The sequence below is a fragment of the Arenibacter amylolyticus genome (assembly GCF_002150785.1).
GTDB lineage: Bacteria > Bacteroidota > Bacteroidia > Flavobacteriales > Flavobacteriaceae > Arenibacter > Arenibacter amylolyticus.
Genome location: NZ_MTAZ01000040.1, coordinates 14,014 through 31,443 on the forward strand (window position 1 = coordinate 14,014; position 17,430 = coordinate 31,443).

The window sequence follows — 17,430 nt, forward strand, 5'->3', positions numbered from 1 at the left end:
AGGGGTTTACATCAATTTTAACCGCTCCCTTAATACTTTTTCCCCCTTCCCTAGAAAGACGTGCTTTATACTTATATAATACACTTCTCCCATTAAACCAGATAACCTCACATAATCTTTCTCCGTGGTAAGAATTCGTTCTTTTTTCCGAAACATATCCATCTCCTTTGGACTAAAGAAATGGTGATCTGGGTAGGATAGATGCTCCAATTCCAATCCCTTTGCCACTAGGTAATCTACCAGTGGGGATGGATTGGCAATACCGGTTACCAAGCTTAGCTTTTGCCCCTTTAATTGCTCCAAGGACAACTCCCTAGGCCCTCCTTTAAGGTTCGTGTCGTATTCCAAATAACTAAACACCACCTCTTGTTGGCTACTGGGGCCCAACTTTCTACGAATGGCCGCTTGGGCAGATTGGGACAAGTCCCTAGGGCATTTGGTCACCACAATTATATCGGCACGTTTTGCCTGAGCCTTGCTATCACGTAAATTCCCGGTAGGCAAATACCAGTCGTCCACATATAACTCCTCATAGGCGGTTAGCAACACATAATGGGTACAAGTTACCTTCCTATGCTGAAAAGCGTCATCCAATAGAATAATATCTGGAGACCGCATTTCCTCCAAAGTGGCTATCCCATTTTGCCTATCGGCATCCACCGCAACATCAATCCCTGGAAACTTCTTCGCTATCTGGTAGGGTTCATCTCCCAACTCCCCTACTTCCGTCTGAGAATTAGCCAGAAGAAAACCTTTGGACTTGCGGCCATAGCCCCTGCTCAGTACCGCAATCTTTTTGTTCTCCCCTATACTGTTTATCAAAAATTCGATCATAGGGGTTTTCCCTGTACCGCCTACGCTTAAATTACCCACGCAGATAGTTTTGGTATGATAGGATTTATTCTTAAAGATATTCTTATCGAAAAGAAAGTTGCGTATATACACTACCATAGCGTAAATCAACGATATGGGGAAAGCTAATCTTCGTAATAGTTGCATTGGAACGAAATTATAATATTTTTACCTTTGGAGGACTATAAAAATATAAAATGATCATAAAAGAAGTTATTGCCCACTTGGAGGAGTTGGCTCCCTTGGGCCAGGCAGAGGATTTTGACAATGTAGGTCTTTTGGTTGGAGAATACCATACCCCAGTCACGGGAATCTTGGTAACACTGGATACCCTGGAGAATGTGGTAGATGAGGCCATCAGCAAACAATGTAATCTTATTGTTAGTTTTCATCCAATTATATTTGGCGGACTAAAAAAAATCACTGGCGCTAACTATGTGGAACGGGTAGTACTAAAAGCCATTCGCCATAACATTGCCATTTACAGCATGCATACGGCCTTGGACAATAGCAAGCAAGGGGTAAACGCCAAGATATGCGAAGTACTGGCAATACAAGAGCCACGCATCTTGATTCCAAAAAAGGCTTTCCTGAAAAAATTAACCACTTATATTCCTCAGGCCAATGCAGAACAACTAAGGCAGGCACTCTACCAAGCAGGTGCTGGCCATATTGGCAACTATAGCAATTGCAGTTTTTCCTTGGATGGTACTGGCAGCTATAAACCTAACGAACACGCCAATCCCCATTTAGGAAAGATTGGAGAGACCCATTATGAGCAGGAGACACAAATTAATATCACCTACACCAAAGAGAAGGAATCCCAGATATTAGCCGCGCTTTTTAAGAACCACCCCTATGAGGAGGTAGCTTATGAGATTCAATCCTTGGACAATACCCATCAACATTTGGGCATGGGTATGTACGGAAATTTGGAAAAACCACTTAAAGAGGAGGCCTTTTTTGATATTATAAAGGAAAAAATGAATGTTTCTTGTATTCGTCACACCCAACTCCTAGGAAAAGAAGTTCAAAAGATTGCCGTTCTAGGGGGCAGCGGTTCTTTTGCAATTTCGGCCGCAAAGGCTGTAAACGCTGATGTTTTCATCACTTCCGATATAAAATACCATCAGTTTTACGAAGCAGAAAACAAGATTGTACTGGCCGATATTGGTCACTTTGAAACAGAGCAGTTTACAAAAAATCTGTTAGTTGATTATCTTAAGAAAAAAATCCCTAATTTTGCAATCTCTTTATCGGAGAGTTTAACAAATCCCATCAAGTATTATTAAATATGGCAAAAAAGAAAGAAGCAACGGTAGAAGAAAAGTTAAGGGCATTATACGATTTGCAATTAATAGATTCTAGGGTTGACGAGATAAGAAATATTAGGGGCGAATTACCTCTAGAGGTAGAAGATTTAGAAGATGAGGTACTTGGTCTTAAAACCAGAATGGAAAAACTTAAGACCGATGTAGAGACCATCAACTACGAAATTACTGCCAAAAAGAACCTTATTGACGAGGCCAAGGTTTTAATGAAAAAGTATGCTGAGCAGCAAAAGAATGTTCGTAATAGCAGGGAGTTTAACTCACTTAGCAAAGAGGTAGAATACCAAGAGCTAGAAATCCAATTGGCTGAGAAGAACATTAAGGAATTTAAGGCTCAGATTGAACAAAAGAAAGAAGTTATTGCCAGCACTAAAGAACGTTTAACCGAAAGGGAAACGCACCTTAAGCATAAAAAAGGCGAACTAAACGACATTTTAGCTGAAACAGAGAAGGAAGAGCAGGCACTTTTAGCCAAATCTGAAGAATACCAGGCTCAAATAGAGGAGCGTTTGGTAAAGGCTTACAAAAGGATCAGAAACAAAGTGAAGAATGGCTTAGCAGTAGTTCCAATTGAAAGAGGCGCTTCCCGCGGATCTTTCTTTACCATTCCACCACAAGTACAGGTAGAGATCGCTTCCCGTAAGAAGATCATAAGCGATGAACACAGTGGAAGGATATTGGTAGACCCAGTTTTGGCTGAGGAGCAGCAGGAGAAAATGCAAAAATTGTTTTCTAAACTGTAGTTTCAAAATATACGACCTAATTTAAAAGGCGATCTCCAAGGAGACCGCCTTTTTTTTATGGCCCAAATTAGGACAGCATCAGCTTTTAACTTCTACCGCAAATGAGGAGCATACCCAAAAAAGAAAATCATTACTTATTCTTAAAGCAATTTAACTTAATAGCTATACCCGGCCTATATCACCAGTCTGCTATGAATTTAAAATTTCCGACTTGGAAATGAGGTTTAACATCTTATTCTCTACCTCCTCACTATCCCAAACGTCTTCGATATTGGGCATTTCCATAACCTGTTTCATAATCTCCTCTTGTGCATCCCCAAGGGCTAAGGCCTCTACATAAGGACGATCCGAAAAGGTGACCCTAGAATATACCGGCACCCATTTCTCTGGATGCTTTTTGGAGAAATGCTTTTCTATTTTCTTTTGAAGTATGAAATTGGGATCTGCTGTTTTACTGCTCATCTCCATAAAATTGCGGTAACTGAGCTCTGCAATAGCATCTGCATTGGGTTTTCGTTCTTCTTGATAGGTTTCAAAAATACGCTCCCAATCATCCCCATATCGGGCAATAATTTTACTTAAGGCATGTATATCCTCAAATCCGGCATTCATCCCCTGCCCGTAAAAAGGTACCACCGCATGCGCAGAATCGCCCACCAGGGCCACCTTATCCCAATAGGTCCATGGATAGCACTGCATCGTTACAAGGGCACTCGTAGGATTTTTAAAGAAGGTGGAAGTTAAATCGTCTATCACGTTAGAGACACATGGGAAATAGCTGTTAAAAAACGATCTAACTGCTGCCTCGGTAGTTAAACTTTCAAATGAAACCTCCCCTTCGAAGGGTAAGAACAAGGTACAGGTAAAACTGCCATCCAGGTTTGGCATGGCTATAAACATAAATCTCCCCCTTGGCCAAATATGGAAGGAATGCTTGTCTAACTTGTGGGTTCCATCCTCATTGGCTGGGATGGCCAATTCCTTGTATCCAACATCAATAAAATGCTGGGAATAATTAAACCTACTCCTTCGCTGCATTTTATGGCGGATGCGAGAAAAGGCGCCATCACACCCAAAAACAATATCGTGATTATATTCTTTCCAACTCCCCTTTTCAGTTTCGCCAGTATAGATGGTACCCTCTGCCAATGCTATATCCCAAACCTTTTCCTTGAAGCGGAATACTGCCCCTTCTTTCTCGGCCAGGTTAATCATACGTCTGTTCAACACGCCCCTAGATATGGACCAAATAGCCTCCTTTTCCTTCCCGTACTTTTGGTAGTACACCGGCTCCTCTACCAAATGAATGGCGCGCTTATCCATGGGAATCCCCAGCTCCATGATGTTTTCTTCAATCCCCACCTCGCGCAAGGCCTTCCAGCCTCGATCACTCATAGCCAAATTTATGGAACGACCGGAAAATTCAACCTTTCTAATATCGGGACGTCTATCATAGACTGTTATCTGATGTCCTAATCTCCTGAGATATATTGCCAAGAGCGATCCTACCAAGCCAGAGCCGACGATGGCAATATTTTTAGGGGTTTGTATCATATATACTATTGTATAAGCGGATAGTACTGGTTAATAAATTAAAAATAATAAAAATATAGTCAAATAAAGCCCTAAGGCCCATCCAATGCCTTCTCCACAGCCTTGACCCTTCCAATGACCTATAATCCAAAACAAGGAAAAGCCTTCGCTAGGTAAGGCTGTAGGGCTCTAAATGCCCCACCATTCCCGTAGGTTTCACGCCCCAGCATCCAAAATCCCTGTTTGCCCGTATATATAATACATTCCGCTTCGGCGTCTATATATATAAAAGTCCTTCGCATTAGGTTTGCGAAGGACTTTTCCCATTTTATAGCAAGCAATACGATAAACACGGAGTAAAAATGATGTTTTAAAAAAACACACTTACTACCGTTTTTTCCATAGTTGCAATGAAAGCAATACCTGGCACCTGGCCAATGGTTATAAAACCTTGCTAGTGGAAATAGCTAGGCTTATTCTAAAATGCCATCTACAATTCCGTAGGCGATAGACTCTTCGGCATTCATCCAAAAGTCCCTATCAAAATCTTTCATCACCTTATCTGGATCCTGACCACAGTTTTCTGCCAATATTTTAGCACTCAATTCCCTTGTTTTTATGATCTCCTTGGCCTGAATCTCTATATTGGATGCCTGTCCTCTAGCACCTCCACTAGGCTGGTGGATCATCACCTGTGCATGGGGTTGAATAAATCTTCGTCCTTTCTTTCCTACAGACAATAGGATAGACCCCATAGAAGCTGCTAATCCAGAGCAGATAGTAGATACCGGACTTTTCAAGGATTTAATAGTATCGTAAATCGCAAATCCGGAAGTAACATAACCACCCGGACTATTGATAAACAATTGTATCTCTTTATTGCTCTGCATATCCAAATACATCAATCGGTCTATTACATGCTTGGCAGAATCATCATCTACCATCCCCCATAAAAACACCTTTCTCTCTTCCAGCAATTTTTCGTCGATCGCTTCCTGTACCTTACCTTTTTTTGATCCCATTTTTATAATTCTTGTTAAGTCTCAAAAATAATCATTTTATTATAAAAAACAGTCGCTAACCAATCTGTCCCTCGCATCTTTTCCCAGAACCCATCTATTATGATACTTTTGGCCACCTCTAACATTAGCGACCTAGTCCGCTAAGCGTACCTATACTGTTTCCGTCTTTGGCTCATTGCTTTTATTAACTGTTGTAGAAGCCCGTTGAAGTGCATTTTATAAGAGGAATTAATAAATGTGTGAAGTGTAGAAAAAGTAAAGATCTCAACAGCACCTATTTTAGATCCGGATGTGCTAACTTGAGCTCTAGCATATAGGAGCCTTTAAAAAAGCAACTAAATAAGCTTTCAACATCTATAAATAAACACCTTAAATAAAGTTATAATGAAACCAATTGGCTATTTGTTATTACTATTTTTTCTACTTGTTGGATGTAACCAAAAGGATGATGATCCTATTCAATGTACAGACTCGGGCAATTGCGATGATTGCATTATAATTAATAAAAACTTGTATGATCAGACAACTACGGACAATTATACCATAGAGGACATCACCATAAATCAAGATTGTTTAGAAATTACATTTAGTGCCTCTGGTTGCGATGGGAATACGTGGGAAATAGACGTGATTGATCTAGGTGGAATAGCTGAAACCGCTGTACCTCAAAGAGATCTAAAACTAAAACTGATAAATAATGAAGCATGCTTGGCAGTTTTTACAAGAACTATTTCCTTTAATCTTGCTCCCTTACAATTGATAAATTATTCTGCTGTTAATTTAAAAATTGCTGACTATCCTACGGTAATAAGCTATGAGTACTAAAAAAGCGCGGCACAATGACGTACAACGCAAATGCCGAGTGTAAACAAAAACAAATTAGTTTCCACTACAAATTAGATCACTAAGCCTACAAATCCAGATTCAAAACGGGGCCACTTCTCCTTATAAAACCTTCCACCCACTTTGCCCCTACTACCATTAACGGCCAATATCTGACCAAAACCTAGTATCTTTGAAAAAAACCAATCATGAAAACATATATAGGAGTAGTTCTAAGTTTGTTTTTCCTCCTAGCTTGCAAGGATGGTAAAAAGGCAGAAATCAAAGAAGAAAAGACGCTAACCATTTTAGAAAAGGTAGCCTTTGCACATGGATTTGAACACTTTAAAGGTATAAGGGAAATCCAATTCACCTTCAATGTAGATAGGGATACCAGCCATTTTCAGCGTAGCTGGACCTGGAATACCCAGACCCATGAAGTGGTGGCGGATAGCAATGGAGAAAGAAACACCTATAACCACAAGGAGGTAGATAGCAGCACGGCAAAAATTGACGCAGCCTTCATCAATGACAAATACTGGCTATTGGCCCCCTTTAATTTATTATGGGACAAAGACAATTTCACCTTTGATCACCAAACGGATATCCCCGCTCCTATCAGTAAAACGCCCATGCAACGCTTAACCATTGTATATGGAAATGAGGGTGGCTATACCCCGGGGGATGCGTACGACTTTTATCTAGACCCTAATCATATGATTAAGGAATGGGTGTTTAGACGTGGAAATCAGGAAGCGCCTTCTACCATTACCACTTGGGAAAACTATGTAGACCTCAACGGTTTAAAAATAGCCACCATGCATACCAATGAGGATGGCTCCTTTAAACTCTACTTTACCGATCTAAAAGCCATCCCTAGGGAGATGAACTAAGCGAAGCTAGCTATCGTCTTCTTCGATAAAGGGCATAGGTAGCTGCCAACACCAGGGCAGAACAGATTAATAATATGGTAAAAGTAACGTTCAGCGAATATTCTTCGGCCACAAACCCTAATACCACGGGTCCTAGCAAAAATCCGGAATAGCCGGTACCCGCTATAAAGGAGACCCCTTTGGCCGAATCTATCCCTTTTACCGTACCCCCGATCCTAAAGAGTTCTGGGATAATAACTGAAAATCCAAGGCCTACTAGGGCAAAGCCTATAATTGACATATACACCTCGGTAGTAAGCACCAGCAGATAGCCAATAGTGGAAACAGCGGCTCCTCCCGCAACTATTTTTATAGAGCCAATCTTTGCACTAATACCATCGCCCAAAAACCTTCCTAAGGTCATCATTACCGAAAATGCCAAAAATCCAGAACCGATAAGCGCTTCGGGGGCCATGGTTATTTCTTGTAAATAGAGACCACTCCAATCTACTATAGCGCCTTCGCCTCCCATCACCATAAAAGATACCAAACCCAGGATCAGCAGAGGTCTAAAAAGTTTTATACTAAAAGCTTCCCTTTCTATAGGGGCAGCAACTATATGTTTATAGTGCTTATGAAAAATTATATTGACCAGCAGAACCAATAGTACTGCATAAAACATGTGCAGGGCGGGATTGTTGATGTAAAATATAAGAAAGCTACCTAAGCCTGCTAGGACACCCCCCATACTAAAAAAACCATGGGAAGCCGACATAAAGTTTTGACGGTCTTCTTTTTCAATCTCGGTAACCAAGGTATTCATAGCAATATCCGTAAGCCCATTACTAGCCCCAAATAAAAACAGTGCCCCCATTAAAAAATAATAATTGGGTGCTAACAAAGGAAGCAAGGCTGAGACACAGCTCAATAATACCCCATACCATGTAGCCTTCCCAACTCCCCACCAATCTATGATTTTAGAAGCCAAGGGAAAGACCACGAATACTCCCAAGGCAAGGAAAAATATTGCTACTCCAAGATCTGCTTTGTCAATTTGCAGCTTTTCCTTAACTGTAGGAATATAGATGGCCCAGGTTCCAAATAGAATATTAATACTGGCAAACACCCAGGAGGGCCCAAAATATCTTGGATTGGAAAGAATTAAACGCAACGATTTCATTAAACTATTTTATTTGAATTATTTAGCCATGAAAGACTAAAATTGCAGATCTGGAAAGGCAAGACCTCCTACAAAGGAGTCATTTTTAAAACACTCTTCACCATCTTTATAGAAATTGCCCAAGCTTAATACTTATTTTCAATCCCTTTTTTTAACAATTGACCAAAGCGATACATATCTGCAAAAGAACAATAAAAGGGTGCCGGAGCCAAGCGGATTACATTGGGTTCTCTCCAATCTACCACCACTCCCATATCCATTAAATAATGGAATAATTCCTTACCCTGCCCGTGTAATAAGACAGAAAGCTGACACCCCCTATCCTCTGGGGTGATCACTTGAAAATTGGCGTTGGTTTCCTTTGCTATTTCCTGAAGAATATATTCTAGATATTTTACCAGCACTTCCCTCTTTTGAATCAATGTCTCCATCCCCACTTCCTCAAACATTTCCAAAGAGGCCAAATAAGGTGCCAAGGCAAGTACAGGCGGATTACTAATTTGCCAGGCGTCTGCATTTTCCATAGGTTGAAACTCTGGCTCCATTAAAAATCGGGTTTCTTTTTTTGTTCCCCACCAACCTTCCATCCGGGGCAAATCGTTCCTATTTAAATACTGCTCGTTAATGTACACCCCAGATGCATTTCCAGGTCCAGCATTCATATATTTATAACTACACCAAGCGGCAAAATCTACCCCCCAATCGTGGAGTTTTAAGTTTACGTTCCCGGCACCATGAGCTAAGTCCCACCCTACCATAGCGCCCTGTTCTTTGGCCACCTTGGTAATCTCTTGCATATTAAAAACCTGTCCGTTGTAGTAATTAACACCCCCCATTAGAACAAGGGCTAGTTCTTGTCCCACCTCCTTAATCTTATCCAATACATCTTCCGTACGCCAAAAGTGTTCTCCTTCTCTCTTTTTTATAGTTACAATGCTATCTTCCGGATTTAGGCCATGGAATTTAACCTGACTGTTTAGCATATACTGATCGGAAGGAAATGCCTTCTCTTCACAAATAATCTTGAAACGTGTGGCACTGGGCCTATAAAAAGACACCATTAGTAAATGGAGGTTTACCGTAAGGGTATTCATAACGGTAATTTCCTGGGGTTTAGCTCCCACCACCTTAGCCAAAGGAGCGGCCAGGCGTTCATGATAATCCCACCAAGCTTTATCTGCCTTAAAATGGCCTTCCACGGCCATTTCCCTCCAGTCGGTCATTATTTCATTCACATATTCCTGGGTTCTTTTAGGCTGTAATCCCAAGGAGTTTCCGGTAAAATAGATTACATCTTCTCCCTTAACCTTTGGAAAGTGAAATTGGTCCCGATATTTCCCTAAGGGGTCGGCAGCATCCAATTCTTGGGCAAAACTCAATGAATTTTGAAATATCATATATCCTAAATTTTAATTCAAAAATACGATTTAGCACGGCAATTCTTTAAAAGTTGCAAGAACTAAATTTATTTTATTGACCTAGTCTAAATGTACCCTCATTTCGATTAGATGTTTCTGAAAGCCCGATTTTTCATAGGCCTTTATAGCGGGTTCATTGTTGTTATACACCGTAAGTCTAACCTCATTAATACCTTTGGACCTGGACCAATCCATCAAGGAGTCTACAATTACTTTATTAACACCTTTTCCCCGGTACGCTTCCGCGGTGTACATAAAACCTAGATAGGTATACTTCTCATGGTTTAAGTACGTTTTAGCATCTTTAACAAGGCCGTACCCGGATGCTATTATCTTTCCATCGGCTTCTGCTACCACCACTAGGGCATCCTCAGACAATATTAGTTCCCTAAGGTCGTAATAACTAATTGGATCCTTGTCCAAGGTCTCATCAAAGGGTCGCTCTGCCTTAATTATTTCCTGTTCAAATTTTTTCAAGGTTTTTAAATCGGCCACAGTAGCCTTTCTTATCGAAAATTGTTCCATGATCCTTATCTTTGAACCGCTAAATATACAAAGTTCATCCCATGCATTTCTTATCGGCCCAATTACAGCAATATATTACCGACCATTCCCAACCAGAACCTGAAATCCTTCAGAGGCTCACTAGGGAAACCCATTTAAAAGTGATTCAGCCCAGGATGATCACCGGGCACTTTCAGGGCCGTGTTCTCAGCATGATCTCCAAAATTAAATCGCCCAAAAACATCTTGGAGATTGGCACCTATACGGGCTATTCGGCTATTTGCTTGGCCGAGGGTCTCCCCGTGGATGGCCGTTTACACACCATAGATGTTAATGAAGAACTAAACGCCATGCAACGCAGGTATTTTGAGGAGAGTGGATTTGGGGATCAGATTATTCAACATACTGGCGATGCCCTGGAAATAATACCGACTTTAGATACCACCTTTGATCTTGTATTTATTGATGCGGAGAAATCTAGTTATGATCATTATTTTGAAGCCGCACTTAAAAAATGTAAATCGGGAAGCCTTATTCTATCGGACAATGTGTTATGGTCTGGAAAAGTGATTGCCCCTCTGCAAGCCAAAGATAAGGCTACTAAAACCTTGTTAGACTACAATAAGAAGTTAAAGGAAGATCCTCGAGTAGAGACCGTCCTCCTTCCCATCCGTGACGGACTAACCTTAAGTAGGGTGCTTTGAAATTAGTAGTGAGCAGTTTTACAGTTAACAATAAACAATTAACAGTAAACAATGATGTACGTTGTACGTCCCTGATATAGGTTGACCATTTACTGATTATTATTTGTTGGCCCAGTCATTTCGACATGAGCCCTATTTTTGGGCGATTGAGAAATCACACACGACAGGCTAGATTCCTAAAGAGTTAGAAGGTTAGAAGCTGATTTATAGAATGAAGCAGGTAGTCTAGCCTAGGTTTTAAATTGTTAATGTCTACACAGGGACAACAAACCATTTTTGGTAGAGCCTATAAAAGAGTATGGCAAAAAAGATTCCTACGGCTGTACCCACCAATAAATCTAAGGGGTAATGCACTCCTACATACACCCTGCTTACCACAAACGTTAGCGGCCATATAAAGAATAGCCAACTCCACTTAAAGCGATGTCTTAGAAAAAGGTATACAATGGTGGTTACGCTAAACGAGCTAGAGGCATGTCCGGAAAAGAAACTATAACTGGTAGGACTTTTTAATATTCTAATGAGGGTGTTTATTTCCTCCGTATTATTGGGTCTTAATCGAGCCACAATTTCTTTGGTAATCCCAGTAATCATAGCTACCACGAGCAGGGTAACCAACACGGTTCCCAATACCCAAAGGGCTTCTTTTTTAGGATATTCCTTAAATATGAGGTAAATAAATAGGAGGAATAGCGGGATCCAAGTAGAGAAATTGGTCACTACGGACCAAAAGAGGTCGTACTGCTCCAATCCAAGGCTATTAAGATAAATAAAAAGATCACGATCCCATTGTAACAGCTTCTCCAGCATATTACTTTCTTTTAATTACGCCCGTTACTTCATCAACGTTTTCCTTAACCTTGTTGATTTCCCCTTTTATATCATCTGCGAAACTAGTATCTATACCTTGCTTTTCAGCACTTTTTTGGATTTCCTGTTTAATGTCTTCCGTGGCATCCTTCAGTTGCCTCATCCCCTTCCCCAAGCCTTTGGCTATTCCTGGAATTTTATCCGCACCAAAAACCATTACCACGATAAACATGATAAAGAAAATTTCGGCGCCGCTAATAAATAGAATTATAGTACTAAACATAGGACAAATATAATGAGAAGTTTTTCAGCTACATAAAAAATATGGTTAACTTTTTAAAACCGATAAAGATAAGTAAAAATCCCCATACCATTTACTGATTTTTCACCTCACCATCCCCAGCAATTCCAATGCATACACCCATAAAAAGCACCTCTGCTGCCATACGCTTCCCTGCTAATACATTGGCTCAACAGATGCCCTTAAACCCAATTCTTAATTCGCACTAGGGGACATGGAAACAGTAAAAACCTTCTACCCTAGTAAAACACAGCTTTCGAAATAGCCTGATGAAAAGGTCTTATTAAAATTATTGCAATCCATTATTCCGTCTATACACCACACTCCTATCCCTAAGGTATTCCCATATTTTCAGTTTATCCCGGGTGGCTATTACCTCGGCGAAGGTCCCATCCATCTCACAGAAATATAGGAAGTCGTCCAATTTTAGTTCGGGAATCTTTAGCTCTCTAACAAGAACCGAATCGGGATAAAACTGCTTAACCCGTTGGGTTTTGGAGTATTTGTTTTCAAGTTCCACTCTTCTTTTGAGCATTTTAGTTCGACCAGAAAGGGCATTAATTAGGGGGTCTAACCCCATAAAAGGATTTGAAGTAGCCGTAAATAAATGGCGTTCTGCTTGGGTAATGACCCTTACATCGGCATTGGGTAAGCCAAGGCTACTGGCCGTTTTTGGGGTAGGTACATTTAATCGCCTCATATCCCGAGCCAATTCCCCAGTTAGGTTATAGGGAGTAACCACCACCTCGTCTAAAGCGATATTGGCATCTTCCAAGGTTACCGTAATAAATTTACTATCTAGTACCCCCGTTGTTACCACCACCGTTTTTTTACGGAACTGAACTGCAGAGAAGACCAAGGTGTCATTTAAGTGCACCCCAATGGAAAAATAACCGTTTATATCTGTGATTGCCGCCCTTTTTGAAGTGGTATTCAATACATGGGTAGCCGCCACATCACCATCGGAACTAACCACCCTTCCCTTCAGTTCTTTTTCACCAAAAGCCTGTCCAAAAGCCGATATTGTAAACAACAGAAAACTCCCAACGTACAGATTTGTAAAAATCCTAAAGCGATTCAGTCCTCTTTCCTTGGGTATAGTATTCATAAACTCACAGCTCCCGAAACCCTAATGCTACCGGGCTTTCCAAGTAAATTATTCTTTGTTCTCGAGATTCTCTAAATAGTTTTTGCTCTGTGTCACCAAGAAATCCAACAGCTGAAACTCGTTCCGCTTCCGCAACAATTCCCTACTGGGAAGCTGCGCATCGCAATACAGTAGGAAGTCGTCTATATTGGCCTGCGGTAATTTTAGGTCTACTACAAAAAAGTAATCGTCGTAAACCTGTCTTAAGACCTCACTCACTTTAAGGGGTTCGCGTTCTGGTCCATCATCGCCCTTAGTAGCCAGAAGCAGGGCCTTAAAAATATTCACAAAATTAAGTCCGTCCTTCATACCCCGATCAGTTTGGGACAAGGAAATATTTTCCACGGCTGTCAATCGGTCCGTTTCGTACTCATATTCATTTACCAGCAATTCCTTATTTTTAAGTTGAATGAATTTTTCCTGGTCTTCGGGCGTCACCACCACCTCGTCTAGTTCCGTAACTTTTTCATTTACTTCGATTACCAAACGGTTATTGGCAAGGATCTCTGGCGTAATCTCTACCACCTTTAACTGGTAGTTGACCGCCGTAAACACTAATTGGTCCCCTGCCTTTACCCTAATGCCATACTCTCCCCTATCATTGGTAATAGTAGCCATTTCGGTGTTTACATTTATTACATTTTGATTTGGTACAAATACATTTCTATAAAGCACTTGCCCCCTTAAAATCTGTCGGTCATCATCTTGGGAATAGCCTAGGAAGATGAATAAAAATGCAAGTAAGCACAGCAATTTAGTCTGCATATTTTTGTTTTAAATTAGAAATTCACTGAATCCATAGGGAGATTCCATTATTGCAATGGGTAAATCCCCTTATCTTGTAATTAAGATATAAAGAAATACTAAGTTAACCGCATAGAATCACAATTCTTAATTAAACTTTTGTTAAGATAAATAACCTCTATAGCAACTTCATAAAAAAAGCACCCATTTTTTCTTACGTTAGGTCCTAGCACCATCGATAAATAAAATGGGGCTAATCCCAACAACTCCAATCAACGCCCTACAGCCTAACCCCCTGTTAATAACCTCCTTGCCTTATTTCTACAACAGCAAGCACAGCGTCTCCAGGAAAGGCAGGCCTTAGTTTGGCAATAAGTTCTAAAGATTCATTGTATTTTTAGGGCGAAATTAATGAGTTCATGAAAAAAATATTACTTGCTAGCACTTCTACCCTTTTCGGACAATCTTATTTGGAATACCTACTTCCGGAATTAGCAGGGTTTTTCTCCCACACGGGAACCATTACTTTTATTCCCTATGCCAGGCCAGGGGGAATCTCCCATGAAGACTATACCGAACTGGTGACCACGGCATTCGCCAAAATAGACAAGAGGGTGGTGGGCCTCCATAGTTTTGGAGATCCACGGGAAGGAATTGCCCAAGCCGAAGCGCTGTTCACTGGAGGAGGAAACACCTTTCTTCTAGTACAGCAATTACACAACTTGGATTTAATGCAGCCTTTAAAGGAAAAAATCAATGAAGGCACCCCATATTTAGGCACCAGTGCCGGAAGTAATATTGCAGGTCCCAGCATGAAGACCACCAATGACATGCCCATTGTACATCCTCCTAGCTTTGAGACCCTGGGAGTGGTAGGCTTTAACCTAAACCCCCACTATTTAGATCCAGACCCTAACAGCACACATAAGGGGGAAACCAGGGAAACTAGGATTCGGGAGTTCCATCAACAAGACAAAACCCCGGTAATTGGATTGCGGGAAGGAGATTACATTTTGATTCATGGCCAGGAGGCAACCCTAAAGGGAGTAGGTACGGCCCGCATCTTTGAAGCAGGAAAATCCCCCTACGAAAGTCGGCAAATTCCCTTTTAAAATCATAAGCTCCCTGTTCAACCAGTACTAAGGCATTTTACCCGATAATTCTAGTTTTATACGGAGATAGTTTTATTTTTGTAAGTCCCTGAATCCTAGAACTCACCATTAACATTTTAACCTAAAGCTACCGGTATTTTTTTGCTTGTTCACAAGCGGTACCGTGTCTTTATGTAGCCCTCCATTTCCCCACTATCATGGAGCGCGGACTTTTATTCAACTGAATATGCCATGGGATTATAATGTGTTGTATGGCCATTGGCCAATGCAACATTGGAAATAACGAGGAACACAATCTTGGGAACATGGAAAAAAAAATGCTACTAGTCTGCCTGTTATTGGGTATAGCGGTTCAGGCGCAAATAAAAATAGGAGATAATCCCCAAGCTATTAATCCCAGCTCCGTCTTGGAATTGGAAAGCACCACCAAGGTACTTGTTATCACCCGTGTTACCACGGCACAAATGGATGCTATTACCCCCTCTGAAGGAGCCTTGGTTTACAATACCGAGGTGGGATGTCTCTATTACTATAAAGACATCGCCTGGGTAAATCTATGTAATGCAGGGAATGGATCCCTTTCCCTTACTTCCATGAACGAAACTATTGTACTCACCTCCTCGGGCAATACCAACCAGATTTCGGTGGGGGAAATTAGGGGGGAACAAATTGTAGACGCCACCATTTTTGGGCAAGATTTGGCCAATGGCTCCATTACGCAGCCCAAATTGGGTTTAAATTCCGTAGGGACAGCACAATTACGGGAGAATTCCGTCACGAATATTGAATTAGGGGAAAACTCCGTGGGGGGTGTAAATATTATAAACGGCATTGTAGAACCAAGGCACATGACTCCTGGAGGTTTCAATCAATTACTGACCACTGATGGCACAGGACAGGTACTCTGGGTAAGCAAGGAAGAACTAGGGGCCACCTTGGCAGATCAGACCACTATTGAAGGCCAAGGAATAGCAGCAAGTCCTCTAAAAATTTCTGCATCGGTACTAAAACGGATTTCTGACAATACCAGTGGCCTGAACACCAAAGAAAACCTCGTTAATAAATCCCCGAATGTCAATTTAGGAAATTCGGACCTTTTATACCCTACGCAACGGGCAGTTAGAGTTTATGTGGATAACAAGATTGGAGATCTTGGCGGGACGGTAAACGACAATCAGCAATTAGCCTTGAATGCAGCAAACGTTTTGTCTTTAGAGCGTGGGGGTAGTGTAAATTTAAGTCGTTACAATCAGACCCTCAGCAGATCGGGGAATGAAATTTCCATCTCGGGCGGAAATACAATAGATTTAAGCGGACTTGGTAGTGGCGGAGGTAGTGGCGGAGATGGATACCTTGAAAGTGTAGAAATTAACAACTCTAACTTAGTGTTTACTGGTGCTTCTGGGGCCTTCTCTGGGGTCGTAGATTTATCGGGTTTAACTGGCGATGGTGTGGTGTCTTCCGTAGAACTACAGGGGAGTGATCTCATTTTTACAGGCACTAATGGGGGGTTTAATAATACAGTTGATTTATCATCCCTATCGGGGGGCGCTGGGGTTGAAGTGGAAGGGCCCCTATCTGGAACAGGACTCTCTGGGGACCCACTAAAGATTGTTCCTTCTACGACCCTCGGGCAGTTTTTAAGAACAGACCCAAGTACCGGGGCAGTAATTTGGGACGATATCCCCGATAGCACAGGAGGTGGCGATACGGTAACGCCCGATGGTATTACCATAACAGGAACAGGCAGTCCAACAAATCCACTGAAAATAAAAGCTGCGACTCCTGGTCAGTACCTAACAACCGATGCGATTAGCGGACAAGTAGTCTGGGACGATCTTCCCGAAGTTTCTGGTGGTGATGGCACTGTAGATGTGGATGGAAAGACTATTGAAGGTACCGGGGAAGAAAATAATAGACTAAGGGTTAAGCCAGGAAGTGCCCATCAAATTTTAAGAACTAGTAGTGATGGCACTGCTGTAAACTGGGGCGACTTAATTATCCAAGAAGGAGCAAACGTTACCGTCACCGGTAACGGAACTGTAGCCACACCATATATAATCAGTGCCACCGGCGGAGGTGGAGGTGGGGTAGACGGCGCTGTCACTTTGGTAGAACTAAACGGTTCCAGCCTGGACTTTACGGGAACCGACACCGCATTTAACGGTTCCGTCGATTTATCCGCACTGCCCGGTGGAGGGGCAACACCGGATCTAGCAAGTGTACTGGCTACCGGATCAAGTGCCGCAAATAATCCAATAAAGGATTTGCTCAATCCGGCAGATCCTCAGGATGCAGCAACAAAGGCTTATGTAGATGGCAGCACTAACCAGTT

Annotated in this window: 16 protein-coding genes and 1 pseudogene; 7 read left to right on the top strand and 10 right to left on the bottom strand. The window is 41.6% G+C overall.

Translation table 11 applies throughout. The annotated features are described in order from the left end of the window. Positions 1-6 precede the first annotated feature (6 nt). Positions 7-999 carry a tetraacyldisaccharide 4'-kinase gene (lpxK, locus tag BV214_RS13305; protein ID WP_086478000.1) on the bottom strand — a complete coding sequence of 331 codons (993 nt, stop codon included), beginning with the start codon at positions 997-999 and terminating at the stop codon, positions 7-9. 50 nt (positions 1,000-1,049) lie between these two features. Here lpxK and BV214_RS13310 point away from each other — a divergent pair, with 50 nt between their 5' ends. Further along, the gene (locus BV214_RS13310; RefSeq protein WP_086478001.1) at positions 1,050-2,144 is read left to right on the top strand and encodes a Nif3-like dinuclear metal center hexameric protein; all 1,095 of its coding nucleotides are present in this window, start codon (positions 1,050-1,052) and stop codon (positions 2,142-2,144) included. Between the two features lie 2 nt (positions 2,145-2,146). Beyond that, complete coding sequence (locus BV214_RS13315) at positions 2,147-2,926, top strand: zinc ribbon domain-containing protein (protein ID WP_086478002.1); 780 nt, start codon at positions 2,147-2,149, stop codon at positions 2,924-2,926. 189 nt (positions 2,927-3,115) lie between these two features. Here BV214_RS13315 and BV214_RS13320 read toward each other — a convergent pair whose 3' ends face one another. Continuing rightward, complete coding sequence (locus BV214_RS13320) at positions 3,116-4,480, bottom strand: FAD-dependent oxidoreductase (protein WP_086478003.1); 1,365 nt, start codon at positions 4,478-4,480, stop codon at positions 3,116-3,118. Between the two features lie 452 nt (positions 4,481-4,932). Beyond that, positions 4,933-5,481, bottom strand: a complete 549-nt coding sequence (locus BV214_RS13330) for a ClpP family protease (RefSeq protein WP_086478005.1) — start codon at positions 5,479-5,481, stop codon at positions 4,933-4,935. Between the two features lie 384 nt (positions 5,482-5,865). Between BV214_RS13330 and BV214_RS13335 the strand changes: the two genes are divergently transcribed. Both BV214_RS13335 and BV214_RS13340 read left to right on the top strand, forming a co-directional pair. Beyond that, a complete protein-coding gene (locus BV214_RS13335; RefSeq protein WP_086478006.1) occupies positions 5,866-6,306 on the top strand; it encodes a hypothetical protein in 441 nt (146 codons plus the stop codon). Positions 6,307-6,512: 206 nt separating this feature from the next. Then, positions 6,513-7,196 carry a hypothetical protein gene (locus tag BV214_RS13340; protein ID WP_086478007.1) on the top strand — a complete coding sequence of 228 codons (684 nt, stop codon included), beginning with the start codon at positions 6,513-6,515 and terminating at the stop codon, positions 7,194-7,196. A gap of 10 nt (positions 7,197-7,206) precedes the next feature. Here BV214_RS13340 and BV214_RS13345 read toward each other — a convergent pair whose 3' ends face one another. The 3 genes from BV214_RS13345 to BV214_RS13355 form a co-directional block, all read right to left on the bottom strand. After that, positions 7,207-8,355 carry an MFS transporter gene (locus tag BV214_RS13345; protein WP_086478008.1) on the bottom strand — a complete coding sequence of 383 codons (1,149 nt, stop codon included), beginning with the start codon at positions 8,353-8,355 and terminating at the stop codon, positions 7,207-7,209. 125 nt (positions 8,356-8,480) lie between these two features. Further along, positions 8,481-9,752, bottom strand: coding sequence for a kynureninase (gene kynU / locus BV214_RS13350; RefSeq protein ID WP_086478009.1), 1,272 nt, complete (start codon positions 9,750-9,752; stop codon positions 8,481-8,483). Positions 9,753-9,833: 81 nt separating this feature from the next. Beyond that, entirely contained in the window at positions 9,834-10,298 is a 465-nt protein-coding gene (locus tag BV214_RS13355) for a GNAT family N-acetyltransferase (RefSeq protein WP_086478010.1), read from the bottom strand. A gap of 41 nt (positions 10,299-10,339) precedes the next feature. On the opposite strand from BV214_RS13355, the gene BV214_RS13360 reads away from it, so the two are divergent. Further along, positions 10,340-10,981, top strand: coding sequence for an O-methyltransferase (locus BV214_RS13360; protein ID WP_086478011.1), 642 nt, complete (start codon positions 10,340-10,342; stop codon positions 10,979-10,981). A gap of 252 nt (positions 10,982-11,233) precedes the next feature. On the opposite strand, the gene BV214_RS13365 is transcribed toward BV214_RS13360, so the two are convergent. The 4 genes from BV214_RS13365 to BV214_RS13380 form a co-directional block, all read right to left on the bottom strand. Then, positions 11,234-11,791, bottom strand: coding sequence for a phosphatase PAP2 family protein (locus tag BV214_RS13365; protein WP_086478012.1), 558 nt, complete (start codon positions 11,789-11,791; stop codon positions 11,234-11,236). 1 nt (position 11,792) lies between these two features. Next, the gene (locus BV214_RS13370) at positions 11,793-12,074 is read right to left on the bottom strand and encodes a Sec-independent protein translocase subunit TatA/TatB (RefSeq protein ID WP_086478013.1); all 282 of its coding nucleotides are present in this window, start codon (positions 12,072-12,074) and stop codon (positions 11,793-11,795) included. A gap of 307 nt (positions 12,075-12,381) precedes the next feature. Beyond that, positions 12,382-13,200, bottom strand: coding sequence for a carboxypeptidase-like regulatory domain-containing protein (locus BV214_RS13375; protein WP_086478014.1), 819 nt, complete (start codon positions 13,198-13,200; stop codon positions 12,382-12,384). Positions 13,201-13,248: 48 nt separating this feature from the next. After that, positions 13,249-14,004 (bottom strand): carboxypeptidase-like regulatory domain-containing protein, encoded by a 756-nt coding sequence (locus BV214_RS13380; protein WP_086478015.1) that lies wholly within the window; start codon positions 14,002-14,004, stop codon positions 13,249-13,251. A gap of 398 nt (positions 14,005-14,402) precedes the next feature. Here BV214_RS13380 and pepE point away from each other — a divergent pair, with 398 nt between their 5' ends. Further along, the gene (pepE, locus tag BV214_RS13385; protein WP_086478016.1) at positions 14,403-15,095 is read left to right on the top strand and encodes a dipeptidase PepE; all 693 of its coding nucleotides are present in this window, start codon (positions 14,403-14,405) and stop codon (positions 15,093-15,095) included. Positions 15,096-15,400: 305 nt separating this feature from the next. Continuing rightward, a pseudogene (locus BV214_RS13390) lies at positions 15,401-17,430 on the top strand (hypothetical protein); the annotation flags it as partial.